Here is a 17,620-nt window from a genome sequence, read left to right as displayed (position 1 = left end):
TCGTGTTTACCAACTTAGTGCCCAATCTGGATCCCAGATACTGTCTCTGCTGTCAAACAAATTATCCAACAAAATTACAATTAAATGGTTGATTCTTTTTAAGAATACCAAAAAAGACATGCATTAATTTTCGCATTAACGCAAGAACTATGACTTTTGGACATTTGCCTTTACTTGCTAGACGCTGACAAAACTTTTGAAAATGATTATTATGGTTTTTGACTACTATAGCTGGCATATAAAGAGCTTTTCGAATACGCTCAGATCCTATTTTGCATATGCAACTTCTCTTACTTACTGACGATCCCGATTGATAATGTCCTGGCAGCAAAAGCTGTAAATTGTTTAGCATTGTCAAAGTTATCAACTGATGGCATTTCTGCGACAACAGCAACAGCAGTAAGATATCCTATACCTTTTATAGTCTTAAGGTTTTCCACCATATTTTTTAGATGTGGATAGTTATTTATATGCTCATTAATTTCTTTTTCGAGAACAATAATTTGCTCCTCTATTGCCAAAATTACTTTAGATATAGCTTCTTTGCAACTGGAATGCATATTTTTGTTTTCCAAGCGATTTGTCTGTTGCACCTTATCATCTTTTAGCGATTGCATGCAACGCCCTCAAATGCCTCATTTCAGGTGCAATGGGCTTCCAAAGAGCAGGTTTGTTGGCGATACAAAATCTAGCTATCATAGCTGCATCTGATTTATCTGTCTTATTTCTGAGCAGCTCACTTTTGCCAAAAGCTTTCTGGGTTTACTATACTGACATTATGTCCTAAATCATGCATAAAAGTAGCCAAATCTTCTCCATACCAACTAGTTGCTTCAAGACATAAATGAGTAAGATTTGCTCCATGGCCATTGCACCAAACTACAAGTTTTGCAAAACCATCTTGATTATTTTGAAAGACTTTGTGTCGTTTTTTACTGTCCACTAACAAACAAACATCAAATTTCTTTTTTGAAATATCCACACCCAAAATAGCATTTACTTGCATAAAATTGCCTCCAAGACTATAAATAAACTGAGAGTTTAGACTAACCTTGTAATACGGGATATAATTCCAAAAGATACTGTTCAGTCTTTAACTCTATGGGAGGGAAGCAAAATCTGGCTTAATGGCATTAGTGTCGCATCAGCTTCACCCTCCCTGTGAGGTATTTTAGCTCTAATGCCTCACATCATAAAGATACAAGTGTCACGCACTGGGATGACGAGAAAGGAGCACTGGAATTTTTGTTTCAATATTTGTACATGAGCCATGCATCTGAACAGATACAATGTTATAACTAGAGATAATTTTTAAATGATTGATATTTATGAACTACGACTTTTCTTGTTGTCCACTTGTTCAACATTACCCTTCTCAAGTTTACTATCTACTTCTTTTGTGTGTTCATCATCTATACTAGTTTCATCTTTTATCTTACTAGGGTAATCTTCCTGCGATTTTTTATATGCTTCCATGTTGTCATATATAGGGTTACTGATGATTTCTATTTTTTCAGGTGTGAAAATCCTTGCTAAAAATCTCCTTATTATTGGTATTGACCTTAAGAGATCTCTTAGCTTTGAAGATTCTTGTCTTTTGTTTAGAGACTGTTGGTCTATTTTAGAGGTTTTTACACCATACTTTTTATCATCAAAATTTATTGTAGGCTTTCTTTTATTTGAAAGAACACTTTGGGCCTTTGATCCATTGGTTCCTTCAGGCCCTTGAGGTGTAGACATTGCAGGTTTAACCTTAGTTTCATCGTATTCCTTACTCATCTTTCATTTCATTATGTAATATTACTAATATTGCATAATAATAGCTAAATTACAATTAATTGCAAGGTAAAAATATTAAAACAATTGTAAATTTTGTCAGTAAAAATATAATAGAACTTTAAAATTAGAGGTTCATCTATATGAGATACAAAATTGCTGTTATTGGAGCAACCGGAAGAGTAGGGCGTGAGGTATTAAGCACGCTTGCTGAATTTCAAGATGAGGCGATAGATTGCGTTATTGCACTTGCATCGAAAAAATCAGAAGGGAAGAAGGTGAGCTTTGGTGACAAAGAGTTAACAGTTTTATGCCTTGAGGATTATGACTTCGTTGGAACTAATGTAGCCATTTTCTGTGCTGGATCTCATGTTTCTGAAGAGTATGTACCAATTGCAACACAGGCTGGATGCATCGTGATAGATAACAGTTCCCATTTTAGAATGAAAGAGGGTGTGCCACTCATTATTCCAGAGATTAATAAAGAAAAAATTATGGAATATAAAAACCACAACATAATATCCAATCCAAACTGTACTACAATACAGATGCTGCTAGTACTACATCTATTACACCAAAAAGCAAAAATAAAGAGAATCGTTGCTTCAACTTATCAATCAACTTCTGGTGCAGGCAAAGCAGCAATGGATGAGCTCTATGACCAGACAAAAAAAATCTTTATGAACGAAGCTAAAAAACCCAAGATATTCTCTAAGCAAATAGCATTCAATTGCATTCCCCATGTAGGAGAATTCATGGAAAATGGTTCTACAGAAGAGGAATGGAAAATGCAAGAGGAGACAAAAAAAATTTTAGAGGAAGATATAAAAGTTACTGCAACTTGTGTAAGGGTACCCGTCTTTATCGGTCACGCTATGGCAGTAAATGTGGAATTTGATCAACATATCACTGAAGAACAAGCTCGTGAAGTGCTAAGTGAAGCCGAAGATAGTGGAGTTTTAGTGTACAACAGGCGTGAAGATAGTGAATACATAACTCAAATTGATGTTGTACAGGAGAATGCTGTATATGTATCGCGTATTAGAAGAGACAATACTGTTGAGCACGGATTAAATATGTGGATAGTGGCTGACAACCTGCGCAAAGGCGCAGCATTAAATATAGTGCAGATTCTTGAGATTTTGATAAGAGAGCATTTGTCAATCAAGTGCATATAGAGCGCACGTACGTTGTAATTCGAAGGAAATTGTATATCACATGGCAGCGCGTGACGCTGGAATGGCTTTGTTGCATCGCTACTTATGAAAGGCTAACTATAATTAGGATTATAAGCAACTTATTGAAAATCTTGTTTTTTTTGCAATCAATCTGATCAAATTTAAGAATAGTAACTTGTTATTTATATTAATAAATTTAATTCTATTGAAAATAGCTAAAGCATTGAAATTCTTGAATTTTAGCCGGATTAGTGAGTGGTAGTGAAATTTCTTTTACTCAAATTTAGGTATTCACTGACCGTTCTTGTTATAAATACCAGAATAATAAGCTACTGATATTCTCCACCTTTTTTATCTTTAATCCATCATAGCTAGCGATGCAACAAAGCCGGCTGGATTCCAGTGTCAAGCACTGGAATGACACCATTTGCTGTGCAGTTTACCTTCAAAAATGAATGTTCGTACAGCTATGGAATAAATCGCGGTATGACGGTTCGCAGCGGTATAGTAACTCGTCACCCCGCTACTTGTTAGCGGCTGAGATACCGCGGCGGTATGACGTAGAAGCTATACTTTTATACTCACCAACTCAGTATCCAATCTGGATCCAAGTAGTCAAGCTATTCGGATGACACCCTCATAAAGTGAAATGAGATCCCGCTAACACGTAGCGGGATGACGAGAAAGGGGCTACTCGGATGACACCCTCATAAAGTGAAATGAGATCCCGCTAACACGTAGCGGGATGACGGGAAAAGAGGTACTGGGAGACATCCTTCCTGGTAGACCCAAATCACAATGTTCGCACAGTTGTGCGTCACGCGCTGCCGAACACTGTATGGTTATACAAGAAAAATTAAGGCTTAAAAGGAAACTTAAGCAGCTAATAGGACCTAAGCCTTCTTAATAAAACATAAAAAGCTCCTTTACCACCATGTTTTTTCGTAGCTTGCTGGTAGTATAGAACCATATGCTGGATTTTAGTATCATTTAACCACTTATTTAAGTTATTCTTTATAGTGTCTGTTTTATTTGTTGCACTGCCGTATCCCGTAATTACCAATAAACATCTATTCCCTGCTCGATAATTTTTGATAATAAAATCTATCAATTTACAGTAAGCATCCTCTATATTATAGCCATGCAAATCGAGCTTGTCGCTTATAAAATATTTACCCCTATCAACTTTTGATTTTGTGTTTTGGTCAAGACAAAATGATGAGTTACCATTATTGGTATTAAGAAAATTCCCTTGTAAGTCGGAGGTACCTTTATCAACCATAGACTTTATATTTACTTTATGATCAACTTTCAAAGTAACTTTTCCACATTTTATTGGCTTAACATTTTTTTGCCAATCCAACTCATCGTCCGACATAAACGCATTAATCGAATTGTATAATTTTACAACAATATTCAAACATAGTAAAATGTTGCTTATTCTATAAAAACCAGATTTTCGATAATACGATGAAATCGTCAAAAACTAATGAGAATTTTTGGCTGTATGGAAAGCACACCTGCATGTCAGCACTGAAGAATAAAAATAGGCGGTGTATAGAACTGTTAGTAACAGAAAATTTCTATAGAGAACACGAAAAAGAAATTAAGCAATGTGCAAATAGTAAGGGCATTAAAGTTCGATTAGTAGAAAACAAAATACTTAATGACGTTTTACCCAAAGGTGCTAATCATCAAGGGATTGCTTTAAAAGTTGCTCCTATCCTTCATAACTTAAGCATCGAAGAAGTAGCTGAAAGCTCAAACGACAGCTCTACTATAGTCATTTTAGATCAAGTCACTGACACGCACAATATTGGGTCAATTTTAAGAACTTCAGCTTGTTTTAATGTCAATGCATTGGTTTTACCACATAACCACTCACCGAGTGAAAATGCATCTATTGCAAAAGCAGCAAGTGGAGCTTTAGATATCGTTCCGCTAATATACGTTACAAATATAGTGAAAACTATGGAGTATTTAAAAAAGGTCGGCTACTGGTGTTACGGGTTTGATTGCAATGCTAAAGAAAATATAGATGAAATAAAGAGCTTTGAAAAAAAAAGAGTAATCATTTTTGGCTCTGAAGAGAAAGGGGTACGAAGACTAGTTAAAGAAAACTGTGATTATCTTTTAAAAATCCCAATATCAAACGTAATTGACAGCTTAAATGTTTCAAATGCAGCAGCAATAGGCCTATATTCTATTTATATTAAAACAAATGCCAGCGCATAGCTGTTTATAATAAAAACACTTGATAAAAATATGGTTTTATATTATAATGTGTTAAGTAATGGATAAAAGGAGTTATATTATGTCTTATATGAGAAATGAACAGGATATTCGCTCTCAAGGCGCTTATTATAGTGCTGGGCTTAGAAGTTACCTAACTAAAGTATATAATTACATGGCTTTAGCTTTGGGCGTCACAGGGCTTGTTGCATTCCTAACAGTGTTTTCTGGTCTTTTTCAGGTGATTCATTCTAATCCCGTCCTATCGCTTGTGGTAATGTTATCTCCAGTTGCATTGGTGTTCTACATGTCTTATAGAATTCAACACCTAAGTGCTCAGTCTGCCGTTACTATATTTTTCTCGTTCTCAGTGTTAATGGGGCTTTCCTTATCTTATATTTTTATAGTTTATACTGCAGAAAATATAGCAAGGGCGTTTTTCATTACATCAATCATGTTTGGCTCTATGGCTTTATATGGTAATACTACAAAAAGAGATCTTACAAGTATGGGCTCTTTCTTGATTATGGGAATCTGGGGGTTAATCATTGCGTCTATAGTAAATTTATTCCTTGGAAGTAGTCCTCTCTACTTTGCAATATCGTTTATATCAGTAATAGTATTTACCTTAATGACTGCGTATGATGCTCAAAGAATCAAGGACGTTTATTATAAACATAATGACGGATCAGAAGTTGCTACTACTAAATTGGCAATACTCGGTGCAACTAATCTTTATTTTGACTTTATTAATATATTTCTCAATCTACTCAGGTTACTTAACTTGTTCAACAATAGGGATTAGATGTTTTCCTTTTTAAGGAAAGGCAGTAAGAATTCTATAGTTTTCTTTCTAATATCTCTAGTTGTATTGATGTTATGTCTTGCATATGCATCGGTGCCTCTATATAGCATTTTTTGTAAAGCTACTGGGTATGGTGGCACAATAAGAAAAGTAACTAACACAACAACAAATATAACTAACCAAAAGATCAGGGTCCATTTCAATGCTGATATAATGTCCGATCTACCTTGGGAGTTTAAATCAGAAACTAACTACGTTGACGTAAACATAGGAGAACAAAGTTTAGCGTTTTATTACGCAAAAAATCTATCTGATCAGCCTTCATTTGGTATGGCGGTGTATAATGTTACGCCTTTCAAAGCAGGTAAGTATTTCAATAAAGTTGCATGCTTTTGTTTTGAAGAGCAAATGTTGCTAGCAAAACAAAAAGCAGCTATGCCCGTATCTTTCTATATAGATCCTGAGATAATGCTTGATAGTAATACAAAAGATTTGAGCGAAATAACACTATCATACACGTTTTTTAAGCTTAAGTAATAAACTTTTTCCTATTGTCACCCAAGCAGCGTGAGCTATAGCTAAACTGACTTAGATTTACCGACAATTTGAAAAACTGTCATTCCGCTACCCGTTAGCGGGATCTATGCTTTGAGATACCGCGGCGGTATGACGTAATCCGATAAGGTAAACCTCGTCATCCCGCTACTTGTTAGCGGGATCTCCGCGGCGGTATGACGTGTTAGCTATAGAAGGAGTGCGTTGTTATTCAAATAATGATTATGCAACAGATCTATTGAATTGAGCAGGAGTTCTTATTTGCTTTTTGCGCACCGACTACTTGTGTCTCAGTGCTTGGTGTTATCAATTCCCATCCTTCATTCTTTGCTTCACAAGCATTCCAATATTGAGCCAATTCCTTATTATTTTTTACAGAATCTGGCATTTTTTCATGAGGTTTTTTTTCCAATGTATGCTTAATTAGAATCTTACAGCAATCTTTGCATTCAATTGACTTCTCTGCATCATATAATTCAGTAACACAATCTAAAGCGGTATTTCCACCGTAGTGTTCATGTGGGCTATCACTTACCCCCGCTTCTATGAGAGCCTTTAACACGTCTGGAGAACGAGTCAAAGCGCAGGCATGTAAATATCCTTTTTCATTTTGCACGTTAGTACCTGCTTTTATTAAAACTTGCGCTAGATTTGGTAAAGCGTGAGGTTTGTTATTAATAGCAATAGAAAAAAGACTATCTACTGGAAAGCCATCATAGTCTTTCAAATCAAATTTGTGATTAATATCAAAACCTTTTTTTTCCCAAGAAGCATATAAATATTCATAATAGTTTTCTTTGCTTGAAGTTCGCATTCCACTTTCTAGCCTTTCTTTTATTTTTTTTATTATATTACTAGTATCTAAACCGTTATCTTTATCCACTTTGTACAACACATTATACAAAACACTATAAAGCAAATTTTCTCTATCCATCATAATTTATACCTTAAAACTATTAATATGCACTTATATAGTATATAAACTCTAAATAACATTTTGCAAAATATTAATTGTTAGATAACATAATCAAAGTTTTTATCTTACATTCATCATGGTTAGAGCTATACAAATTAAAAAAACTGGGGGACCAGAAGTATTAGAATTTGTAGATAAGAATATAGGTGAGCCAAAAGGCGAGGAAGTCTTAGTGCGTCACACAACTATCGGCTTAAATCGTTATGATTTAGAGCACAGAAAAGGTACGCGCAAAATTAAAAATTTACCATCAGTGCTTGGGGTAGAAGCAGTGGGAGTTATTGAAAAGCTTGGTAAAAAAATCAGTGATGGGTTGAAGGTCGGAGATAGAGTTGGATATTGCACAGCTCCTCCAGGGGCATATTGTGAAAAGCGCATTATACACCAGAAATATCTGATAAAAATCCCAGATGACATATCTGATGAAGTTGCTGCTGCAGTGCTGTTTAAAGGTATGACAGCTCACTATTTAGTTAATCAATCTTATAAAATCAGGCCTGGTGCTTTTGTGCTAGTTCATGGAGCTAATGGTGGCTTAGGGCAAATAATATGTCAATGGGCGAAGGATAAAAAAGGTGTAGTGATAGGTTCTGTAAGCTCTGATGAAAAAATGAAGATAGCTTTACAAAGTGGCTGCACATACGCAATAAACTACAATGATAAAGACTTCGTTTCTAAAATTATGGAGATTACGCAAAACAGAGGAGTAGGTGCAGTATATGACCCCATAGGTTACGCTACAAGCAAGCTCTCTTTTGAATCTTTAGGCAGGTTCGGCATATACGTTTCCTATGGGCAGATATCAGGTAACGCTCCTATTAGTTTTTCTTTACTTAGTTCACGCTCGTTATTTGCAACTGGAACCTTAATATATCATTATAAGCATGATAGATTCACATTAGTGCTTACCACAATGGAAATCTTCGAGATGATAAGAAAAAAACTTTTAACTGTACGGATCAATAAAAAATATAAATTTGATGAAATAATTCAAGCCCATCGCGATATGGAAAACAGAAAAGCAAGTGGGTTAAATATTATCAAAATCTCTTAAATAAACTAGTAATTTAAACTAACCATTCATTAAATCATATCAACTAGAACTTCACATATTTAATTCTCCTTTTGAGGGAATTAAAAGCATATAGCTAAACTGACTTAGGCTTACCGACAACCGTCATCCCGCTACGTGTTAGCGGAATCTATACCGCGAATAGACTTCTTGCATAACCCAAATTAAGTAGAAAAAGGTATCATTCGAGTAGCTGACACTGGTTCCTTTATGACGGTAGTAGCCCCCCTTCTCCTGTCATTCCAGTGCTCTCTTCTTGTCATCCCAGTGCCCAGACACTGGGATGGCTTTGTTGCATCACACTTTATGAGATGGTGATTTATGGTAAATTCATGTAACTATCTCAAATTTAGCCATACCAATATCAGTGAATTTATTAAGCAAATAGCATTTGATTAGCAGTTCTTTTTCTCGATTTATCTCAGATTTATTCCTCAAACTAAATCCGAATATTTGCTTTAATCTTGAGAAAAACCCTTCAATATAAGATCTTTTCCCATAATTTACTTCTTTTTTCCATTCTTTCATGCCATCTTCACCGTATAATTTTATTAACCTAATAGCAGCATTCCTGTCAGACATATAATCTATTTCTGGATGTTCTGCCGCATTGTTTATTGGTGGAATTTTTGTCTTTATATCATATTCGTTACACAACTTATAAAACTTGTGCCTATCACATGCTCTATCTGCATATAGTGCTTTTATGGCATGCTGAAAATCAACTTCTTTTAGCAAATCACAAGCTCCATAGTGATCAGAGTAGACACCGTTACTGTATTTTACAGCTATGGCTTTTTTGTTGTTTATATTCAACATTACGTGCAATTTTCTCGTTTGCTCATAGCCACGATATTTTCTGTCAGTGCTATTTTCCTTGCTGTGACCAGGAGTGTTGTTGTATATACTAATTCCTGTACTGTCTATAGCAATTTCGATATCTTCCATATTATTTTCTGCAATCATTTATCTTAATATTAAGTTTCTTAAACCTTCTTGATGCTTGTGAATAGCTGATAACTGCCAAATCTCTTCCTATTTGTTGCAAATACCCTTTTATAAACCCGACTGTTTGTCTTAAACCAATTCTAAAGAAACTGACGATTATATGCACCAAAATCACAACTTTATCACTATAAATATAGTTGCCGCCCTGCATTTTTGGACAATTCTCGTACCAATTTTCTATGGCGTCATTGATATAACAAAAAATGCTTCCTCTTTCTTGGAGAAATTTGTTATATTCATGGCAGTTACTGACTCTCATTTTTTGTGGCATATTTTTTCTTCAACAGTTAAATGGCTATTTATAATGAATTTTGTCAGTAACTGCCAGTTCTTTTCACTTGAGCGATGCAACAAAGCCATCCAAGTGTCAGCTACTCGGATGACACCTTTCCTAGCAGAGAAATCACAATGTTCATACGGTTGTACGCATACCGCTGGGATCTAGGATTTTTCTATAATTTAAAAACAAAAAAGGATGTTACTCATTGAGTAACATCCTTTTGGAGAAGGTGGATAGCTTTGTTTAGTTCGTTTTCACAGCTGTTTGTGCAGCTTGCTGTTGAACGTCAGTGTCAACAGCTACTTTCGTAGAAGGCTGTCCCACCAGTTTGTCCAGATGACCTGTCTTTCTTAAGTCAGCTTGGGTTTTTGCCTTGCCATTTTCAGTAAACATTGTATGTGTTGGAGAAGAAGTTGGTGAATTGAATCCACTATCAGAACCATTACGATTACTAAAAGAATTGTGTAATGTAGATTCAGTTTTAGCACTTAAACTAAATTCTTTTAAGTTTTTCTCCATTGCTGCCCCAACTTCATCTTTACTGAAAGATTGTTCCAATCTTTCTAATGAGCTTGTTGGTGTAGAAGGACCAGATGAACCTCTTGCACTATCAAAAGAATTACTGCGAGTTAGAGTTCCTTTATTCGAATTACCAAGATATTGGTTTACTTTAGGATCACTGAGAACATCTTCACTGAAAGAACTTTGTCCATTTAAGTTAGTCAATGAGGCGCTTCTAGTTGGTACTTCTGGAGTTCCTACCCTAGTAAGGTTGCTAGTACTATTACGTCGTGCAACTCCTGGTCTTCCTCCTATTGTTGCAGTTTTATTAGTATTCTCAATTGGAGTAGGAGTATCAACGTAAAAAGTGCTATTTCCTATTTTTCTAGGCAACGTGTCTGATTCAGAAAGAACTTGATATTTAACTTCAGAAGTTTTTTCTGACTTTTTGCCACTTTTGAAAGGTGATGAAACCCTATCCCAAAGTGAAGAAGGTGCTTTTACTTCTTTATGCTCCGCAGGATTTAACAATTCCGCTTCGCTGCTAACAGTACTGTCAGTCTTTACAGAATTTAGTGAATTGCTTTTTGACAAGCTGTTAGATTGTTCAGAGCCTTTTCTTCCCAGTGAAGAGAATGATGATGACACAGACCTAGTTAAACTTTTGACAGAAGGCCTGTTAGCTTTTTTCTCTGCTCTGTCAAACATATTGCTTACGCTTGAGTACAAATGATTTTCTCTACATTCTTTAATAACCTTCTTAATTTCATCGTAATGTTCAGAGAAAACACTGTCGATGAAATAACTACCTTTAGGTAATGACCTTTGTGTTAACAAGTTATGCAAGCTTTTTTCATTTAAATTATTAATGAATTCTTTCTGTACTTGCCATCCAGAAGTATGTTCAATCTCCCCTGATTTTGCCTTCTCTGCCATTTTTAAATCAATTTCTGACGATATTCCAGAAAGTACATTTTTCACTAACCCAGAATTATTTCCTTTATCAGCAAAAATTGCTTTCATATCATTTCTTATTTCGTCAGATTTCTTAATTGCATCTGGAGTAAACCTTTTTACCTTATCTAAATAGTCCGTCTCACCAGATGCCTTATGGAATTTATTTGCCACTCCTTCGCCTACAAAACTAGCGCCTTTTTTCAGTGAATCTACTGAATGTTCATAACCTTCTTTCACCTTATCTTTAACATGCACAGCACCATCTCTAACTTTTCCGGCAGCGTATGTTGATGCGTCCTTAACTTTCCCAGCAGTATATTTTGCCCCATCAACTGTTTTTTCTGCTGACCACTTGAGCCCTTTATATCCAGATTGAACTGTTTTTACAGCGACTTTTACAGCGAAATATAAAGCAAGACCAACTATAGCACCTGGTATAGCAAGTGTTGCACCAACTGCCAAAAGTGGTAGTACTGCCGTAAATAATCCACTTGCTGCACTTACTACAAGAATCTTATCTCCTTGTTTCATCTTAGAGAATTCTGTATCCCCTTTTAACAGGTCAGTAATTCTTTCTTTTAGCTTCTTGGGATCATTAGCAATATCTGAATTTGGTAGATTTTGCATCGTTTTATTCAAATCAAAACTATCTTCTGGTTGGTTTTGTTGAGTTCCAACAGAATTTGAATTTTTTTCATTATGTAACATTTTAAACCTCACTATTAATTAAATATATTATAATTGTATTCCTTGATTCTTAAGTTAGTGTTAAATTGATTGCCAGTATTTATTTGTCTTCAAATAATTTCGCTTGACGTGTTTTGTGGTAACATAGAAAATTAGGTCAAGAAGCTGCAGCATTTATGAAGTATAGAAAAAGAACACTCATCTTTTTGGCTGTTATAACTTTAATAATAATAGCTTTACTATTTAGGTATAATTCCCATTTTCACAAAGACGTAGTGCACTTAAAGAGTGACAACAAAGAATTCAAAAAAAAGCCAGAAAATTCCATAGAGTCGACCATATTACATAGAGAAAAGGAAGTGTACGATCATGTTTTCCATCCTGATGATTAATTTGTAAATAAAATAGCAATTTATGTTTGCATTTTCTTATTAAAGAAGTAATATTAGCGTATTAATTATAGAATCAATCATTATGTTTGATGATAATAATCCTTGGAATCTGGGAAAGAAACCGGTAGGGAACAAAACTCCTAATAATGAAGATATTTTAAGTAAAGCTGTATCTGATATAAGGTTCTTTCTTAATGGATTAACCAGAAACAGGGGCAAAAAACCTTATTTCATCATTTTCATTATTTTGCTGTTCTATGCTTGCACTGGCTTTTATATTGTCCATCCTAGTGAAGAAAGTATAGAACTTACCTTTGGTAAATATTCTAATACGGAAACACCTGGTTTGCGTTATCACTTCCCCTACCCTATTGGCAAGGTTTTTAAAGTGAACGTTAAGGAAGTAAATCGTGAAGAAATTGGGGTAAGTAGTTCTTATGGGCGAGATACAGATCGCGGTGAAGGCGTGATGCTAACTGGAGATGAAAATATAGTCAACGTTAACTTCGAGGTTCAATGGCGCGTTAGAGATGCTAAGGACTATTTATTCAAAGTGCGGGATTACAAACCCGGTTTCAGTGTTAAAAATGCTGCTGAAAGTGCCATGAGAGAAATAATAGGTAAAAACACGATCTCTTTTGCACTTGGTCAAGGCAGACCAGAAATTTCTAGAGATACTAGAATTCTATTGCAGCAGATTCTTGATGGATACCAAATGGGTATAGAGATTTTATCTGTTCAAATGAAAAAAATTGATCCACCAGAAAAAGTAATCAGTTCGTTTAGAGATGTACAAAGTGCTCGTGCAGACAAAGAGCGTACTATAAACGAAGCATATGCTTATAATAATGATATTATACCTCGAGCAAAGGGTGAAGCGATAAAGATAAAATTAGATGCACAAGCATATGAAAATGAAGTAATAAATGAAGCAAAAGGTAATGCAAATCGCTTTTTATCTCTTTATGAGGAATATAGACAGAATCCTTCTCTCGTTAAGAATCGTATTTATCTTGAAACTATGGAAAATATTTTCAGTAAGGTAGACAAAGTTGTTGTAACTGATGATCTGAAAGGTATGTTTTCTTATTTACCTCTTACAAATTTAGGAAAATAACCATGAGTAGTAATATTAAAATTGTTTTTGTTTCTGTATTTGTTGTTTTATTGATTGCTTTATCTAATTCAATATTTGTTGTGCAAGAAACAAAGCAAGCAATAGTTATACAACTGGGTAAAGTTGTAAGGGATGTTAGGGAAAGTGGCTTATATTTTAAGTTGCCATTCATAAATAGTGTAGAGTTTCTTGATAAAAGAGTTTTAGATTTAAGTCCTGACAAAACTCCAAGAGAAGTGATAACTGCAGATCAAAAACGTATTATAGTAGATGCGTATGCAAAATATAAAATAACGAATCCTATTACTTTTTACCAGGCTGTGAGGAATGAATCAGGTCTGGTTAGAAGATTATATCCGGTTATAGAAGCTCACATAAGAGAAAATATAGGCAGATTTTCGTTGATTAGCTTGTTGAATGAAAAAAGATCAGAGGTTATGCAATTGATTCAGCGTGGAGTTTATTCTGAAGCTGAAAAATTTGGCATAGAAATAATAGATGTAAGAATTAAGAGAGCAGATTTACCAGAAGAAAATAGTTCTGCAATATTTCGCCGTATGCAAACTGAAAGGGAAAAAGAAGCAAAAGAAATTAGAGCAGAAGGAGAGCAAGCTGGGCAGGAAGTTAGATCAAAAGCTGATAAATTAAAAAGGGAAATTATCTCCAGTGCAGTAAAAGAATCGTACGAAATAAGGGGCCGTGGTTATGCTGAAGCAACTAGAATTTATAATGAGGCATTTAAGGTTGATGAAGAGTTCTTTAACTTTTATCGCTCTATGAGCGCTTACAGTAAATCATTTGCCGAAAATAATACTAAATTTGTACTTTCACCAAACAATAACTTTTTAGATATTTTAAATAAAGGATGGAAATAATTTATGAAAAGTAAGGCATTTATTTTATCTATATTTGCATATTTTCTAATTGCGTTTTCTTCGTATGCTAATATGTTTGATTGGAATGCAAAAAAGGTCGTTGATGCTAGCACTACTGCATGCAACTGTAATCAAGGACTTGCCGATTTAGTGGAAGAACTCATTCCTGCGGTTGTAAATATTTCAAGCGAACAAATCATCAAACAAGAAAATAACAGCAGAACTAGAGTTCCATCTATGCCAGGAAATAATTTTTTTGATGATTTTAGAGAGTTTTTTGAGCATTTTGATCAGTTTTTTATGGATAGGGGCCCTAGTGTTAACAAAGAGGTGGTGTTGCTTGGTTCTGGGTTTATTATAGATAAAGGTGGAACTATAGTAACCAATTATCACGTTATTAAAAACGCCAAAGATATCACAGTTACTATGAACGATAATACTTATTTCAAAGCAGAAGTTTTAGGCTATGATGCAAGAACTGATCTTGCTGTGCTTAAGATTAATTCTGATAAAGATCTTTCTTCTGTTGCATTTGGTGATTCTGATAAAGCAAGGGTTGGTGATACGGTTATGGCAATAGGTAACCCATTTGGTTTGGGTGGCTCTGTAAGCACAGGAATTATATCTGCAAGGTCCAGGGACATTAGTATTGGCACTATGAATGAATTTATTCAAACTGATGCTGCAATTAATAGGGGTAACTCTGGAGGACCGTTATTTGATTTAAATGGAAAAGTTATAGGTATTAATACTGCTATCTATTCTCCATCTGAGTCTGGCGGCAATGTGGGTATAGGTTTTGCCATACCATCTAATTTAGCTATGTCAATTATTGACACATTAAAAAGTGGCAAAAAAATAAAACATGGTTGGCTTGGTGTGCAAGTTCAGCCTATAACGAAAGAATTTGCTGAGTCCTTGGGTTTAAAAGATATAAAAGGCGCATTGGTTGCAAGTATAGTAAAGGATAGTCCTGCAGAAAAAGGTGGGATTAAAGTAGGTGATATATTATTAGAATTTGACGGTAAAAAAATCGATAGAATGACACAATTACCTCAAATGGTTTCAAGAGCTGGACCTGAGAAAAAAGTGCAAGTTAAGTTACTTAGAAAGAGCAAAGAGGTTAATATTAAAGTTGTGATCGGAGAATCTACAAATGATGGCCAAGATAACAATCAAGAAGAAAATAAATCAACATCTGATTATGTAACCGGTTTAACTGTTTCAAATCTGCCAAAAGAATCAAAAGAAAGTAAAAATAATGTACCTACAAAAGGTGTGATAGTTACCAATGTAGATAGTAACAGTAATGCCACGTTGCGTGGTATTAAAAAAGGAGACATTATTATCCAATTAGATGGAACCGATATAGAAAATACTAATGATTTTCAAAAACAAGTTGATTCAGCAGTAAAGAAAAACGGTAAAGATTCAATAATGTTGCTCATTTACCGCAATGGAAATCAATTTTTCGCTTCAATAAAGTTAAAGAAGTAATTTTATTCACTAAATTTACAAAACAGTAGTGTTGTAAGCTCGCTACTGTAACACTTCAATCTTATAAAATAAATTAAAATCTACACTAGATTTCTTGCATAACCATATAAAAAACCAAAGGATGTCATCCCAGTGCCCAGACACTGGAAACTTCACTGTAATGAGCACATTGAGCAGCTGTATAATAAAAACTGGATTCCAGTGTCAGCTACTTGCATGACGCCGTCATAAAGGAACCAGTGTCGGCTACTTGGATGACACCATAGGGGTTACTTGGGTGATACTATAGGAGGTCTAACATGAACTTTCTAAAATTCATTGAACTGTGCTTTCAAACAGTGGTGCCGGGATGTGAGTATAATGATTATCAGTACATAAAAGTCATAGCAGACAGGCTGGAAGCAGCGAATGCTGGCGAAGTAAGGCGCATAATATTCAATATGCCTCCGCGTTCAATGAAGTCCATATGTATGAGTGTTGCGTGGCCCGCATGGATACTGGGCAACTGCAAGAATAATAGTTGCAAGTTATTCTAAGTTGCTTAGTGAAAAACATTCGCTCGATACCAGGTGCATAATGCAATCTGATTGGTATAAAAAGCTATTTCCAGAGGTAGAACTATCCAAAGACCAGAACACTAAATACAAATTCCAAACAGTACAGAGAGGATACAGAATCGCAACATCAGTTGGAGGAACATTAACCGGTGAAGGTGGTGACTTTATTATTGTGAATGATCCGCTTAACCCTGCTCAAGCTTTGAGTGAAACATTTAGAAAACGTGCCACAAACTGGTTCGATCAGACTTTAGTAACGAGACTCAACGATAGAAAAAAAGGAGTAATTGTGCTTGTGATGCATAGGCTCCACCTGGAAGACTTAACAGGGCACCTCTTATCCAAGCCAAAAAACATATGGCATCACATTTGTTTGCCAATGATTTCTGAAAAAGTGGAGATAATCGACTCAATTATAACACAAGAAAAAGGTTTATATTCAAGAGAAGAGAATGAGTTATTATATCCCCTGGAGGGAGGAAGAGAAGAAGTTGAGATGATAAAAGTTGAACTCGGGAGTTACGCTTTTGCTGCTCAATATCAACAAAACCCCCTGCCGCTTTCAAGTGGTATAATAAAACAAGAGTGGCTAAAGCGCTATAAAAATTTCCCTGATAATCTCTCACATGTAACTCAAAGCTGGGACACTGCAGTTTCAACAAACGATTCCAGCGACTTTAGCGTCTGCACCACCTGGGCAAAAATAGATAATAAATTCTATTTACTTGATGTATATCGAGCAAAGCTTGAGTACCCAAAGCTTAAAGAGCAAGTTCTGTCACTAGCTGCAAGATGGGCACCACACGCAATTTTGATCGAAGCAAAAACGAGTAGTCAACAATTAACACAAGAGCTAAAAGCAAATAGCGATCTACCGATTATTGAAATTGTGCCACACAATGACAAACTCACTCGATTTTATCAAATTGTTCCGGTGATAGAGTCTGGCAGGGTTTTTCTGCCGCATCAAGCGGTATGGCTCAATGATTTTGAGTACGAAATTTTAATGTTCCCAGAAGCTCGCTACGATGATCAAGTGGATAGTACGGTGCAATATCTGCAATGGATGAGAAAAACTAACACCAGTGCTTTCAGGGTCAGGGATTTTGGTCCCAACCCTAATAAAACACTTGGGTGGTTAAGATATATCTAAAA

Annotated in this window: 16 protein-coding genes and 3 pseudogenes; 11 read left to right on the top strand and 8 right to left on the bottom strand. The window is 35.3% G+C overall.

Translation table 11 applies throughout. The features are described from left to right. Positions 1-61: 61 nt before the first annotated feature. The 3 genes and pseudogenes from AAGD59_RS07015 to AAGD59_RS06530 form a co-directional block, all read right to left on the bottom strand. Positions 62-377, bottom strand: a pseudogene (locus AAGD59_RS07015) (transposase). A gap of 359 nt (positions 378-736) precedes the next feature. Next, on the bottom strand, positions 737-1,006 hold the full coding sequence (locus AAGD59_RS06535; protein WP_007552972.1) for an IS110 family transposase: 270 nt from the start codon (positions 1,004-1,006) through the stop codon (positions 737-739). A gap of 320 nt (positions 1,007-1,326) precedes the next feature. Next, positions 1,327-1,779: a hypothetical protein gene (locus AAGD59_RS06530; protein WP_015589289.1), complete on the bottom strand. Its 453-nt coding sequence runs from the start codon at positions 1,777-1,779 to the stop codon at positions 1,327-1,329. Between the two features lie 140 nt (positions 1,780-1,919). Here AAGD59_RS06530 and AAGD59_RS06525 point away from each other — a divergent pair, with 140 nt between their 5' ends. Continuing rightward, on the top strand, positions 1,920-2,954 hold the full coding sequence (locus tag AAGD59_RS06525) for an aspartate-semialdehyde dehydrogenase (RefSeq protein WP_010962945.1): 1,035 nt from the start codon (positions 1,920-1,922) through the stop codon (positions 2,952-2,954). 883 nt (positions 2,955-3,837) lie between these two features. Here AAGD59_RS06525 and AAGD59_RS06520 read toward each other — a convergent pair. Beyond that, a complete protein-coding gene (locus tag AAGD59_RS06520; RefSeq protein WP_012673308.1) occupies positions 3,838-4,332 on the bottom strand; it encodes a Smr/MutS family protein in 495 nt (164 codons plus the stop codon). Between the two features lie 92 nt (positions 4,333-4,424). On the opposite strand from AAGD59_RS06520, the gene rlmB reads away from it, so the two are divergent. The 3 genes from rlmB to AAGD59_RS06505 all read left to right on the top strand — a co-directional run bounded on the left by rlmB (position 4,425) and on the right by AAGD59_RS06505 (position 6,528). Continuing rightward, positions 4,425-5,189 (top strand): 23S rRNA (guanosine(2251)-2'-O)-methyltransferase RlmB, encoded by a 765-nt coding sequence (gene rlmB, locus AAGD59_RS06515; protein ID WP_015589288.1) that lies wholly within the window; start codon positions 4,425-4,427, stop codon positions 5,187-5,189. A gap of 79 nt (positions 5,190-5,268) precedes the next feature. Beyond that, entirely contained in the window at positions 5,269-5,991 is a 723-nt protein-coding gene (locus AAGD59_RS06510; protein WP_015589287.1) for a Bax inhibitor-1/YccA family protein, read from the top strand. Continuing rightward, positions 5,992-6,528 (top strand): cytochrome c oxidase assembly protein, encoded by a 537-nt coding sequence (locus AAGD59_RS06505; protein ID WP_015589286.1) that lies wholly within the window; start codon positions 5,992-5,994, stop codon positions 6,526-6,528. A 253-nt stretch (positions 6,529-6,781) separates the two neighbouring features. On the opposite strand, the gene AAGD59_RS06500 is transcribed toward AAGD59_RS06505, so the two are convergent. Then, the gene (locus AAGD59_RS06500; RefSeq protein ID WP_227738557.1) at positions 6,782-7,483 is read right to left on the bottom strand and encodes an ankyrin repeat domain-containing protein; all 702 of its coding nucleotides are present in this window, start codon (positions 7,481-7,483) and stop codon (positions 6,782-6,784) included. A 115-nt stretch (positions 7,484-7,598) separates the two neighbouring features. Between AAGD59_RS06500 and AAGD59_RS06495 the strand changes: the two genes are divergently transcribed. Beyond that, complete coding sequence (locus tag AAGD59_RS06495; RefSeq protein WP_015589284.1) at positions 7,599-8,576, top strand: quinone oxidoreductase family protein; 978 nt, start codon at positions 7,599-7,601, stop codon at positions 8,574-8,576. Between the two features lie 348 nt (positions 8,577-8,924). Here AAGD59_RS06495 and AAGD59_RS06490 read toward each other — a convergent pair whose 3' ends face one another. The 3 genes from AAGD59_RS06490 to AAGD59_RS06480 form a co-directional block, all read right to left on the bottom strand. Beyond that, entirely contained in the window at positions 8,925-9,560 is a 636-nt protein-coding gene (locus AAGD59_RS06490; RefSeq protein WP_265027790.1) for a transposase, read from the bottom strand. Beyond that, positions 9,544-9,873 (bottom strand): transposase, encoded by a 330-nt coding sequence (locus AAGD59_RS06485; RefSeq protein ID WP_141456678.1) that lies wholly within the window; start codon positions 9,871-9,873, stop codon positions 9,544-9,546. Before AAGD59_RS06485 ends, AAGD59_RS06490 begins: the two co-directional genes overlap by 17 nt. A gap of 252 nt (positions 9,874-10,125) precedes the next feature. Next, a complete protein-coding gene (locus tag AAGD59_RS06480; protein WP_319606912.1) occupies positions 10,126-12,048 on the bottom strand; it encodes a hypothetical protein in 1,923 nt (640 codons plus the stop codon). Between the two features lie 155 nt (positions 12,049-12,203). Between AAGD59_RS06480 and AAGD59_RS06475 the strand changes: the two genes are divergently transcribed. The 6 genes and pseudogenes from AAGD59_RS06475 (at position 12,204) to terL (ending at position 17,618) form a co-directional block, all read left to right on the top strand. Next, positions 12,204-12,419, top strand: a complete 216-nt coding sequence (locus AAGD59_RS06475; RefSeq protein ID WP_006279848.1) for a hypothetical protein — start codon at positions 12,204-12,206, stop codon at positions 12,417-12,419. Positions 12,420-12,501: 82 nt separating this feature from the next. After that, on the top strand, positions 12,502-13,536 hold the full coding sequence (gene hflK / locus AAGD59_RS06470; protein ID WP_006279849.1) for an FtsH protease activity modulator HflK: 1,035 nt from the start codon (positions 12,502-12,504) through the stop codon (positions 13,534-13,536). Between the two features lie 2 nt (positions 13,537-13,538). After that, positions 13,539-14,411, top strand: coding sequence for a protease modulator HflC (gene hflC, locus AAGD59_RS06465; protein ID WP_015589224.1), 873 nt, complete (start codon positions 13,539-13,541; stop codon positions 14,409-14,411). 3 nt (positions 14,412-14,414) lie between these two features. Next, on the top strand, positions 14,415-15,908 hold the full coding sequence (locus AAGD59_RS06460; RefSeq protein ID WP_015589225.1) for a DegQ family serine endoprotease: 1,494 nt from the start codon (positions 14,415-14,417) through the stop codon (positions 15,906-15,908). Between the two features lie 117 nt (positions 15,909-16,025). Beyond that, positions 16,026-16,130 (top strand): annotated as a pseudogene (locus tag AAGD59_RS06455) (WPE palindromic element domain-containing protein); the annotation flags it as partial. 77 nt (positions 16,131-16,207) lie between these two features. Further along, positions 16,208-17,618, top strand: a pseudogene (gene terL / locus AAGD59_RS06450) (phage terminase large subunit). The last annotated feature ends 2 nt before the right edge of the window (positions 17,619-17,620 follow it).

Source organism: Wolbachia endosymbiont (group A) of Cephus spinipes (genome assembly GCF_964026895.1).
Taxonomy (GTDB): domain Bacteria; phylum Pseudomonadota; class Alphaproteobacteria; order Rickettsiales; family Anaplasmataceae; genus Wolbachia; species Wolbachia pipientis.
The sequence above is the reverse complement of the archived record's forward strand: the minus strand, read 5'-3'. Positions and strand labels throughout refer to the sequence as shown.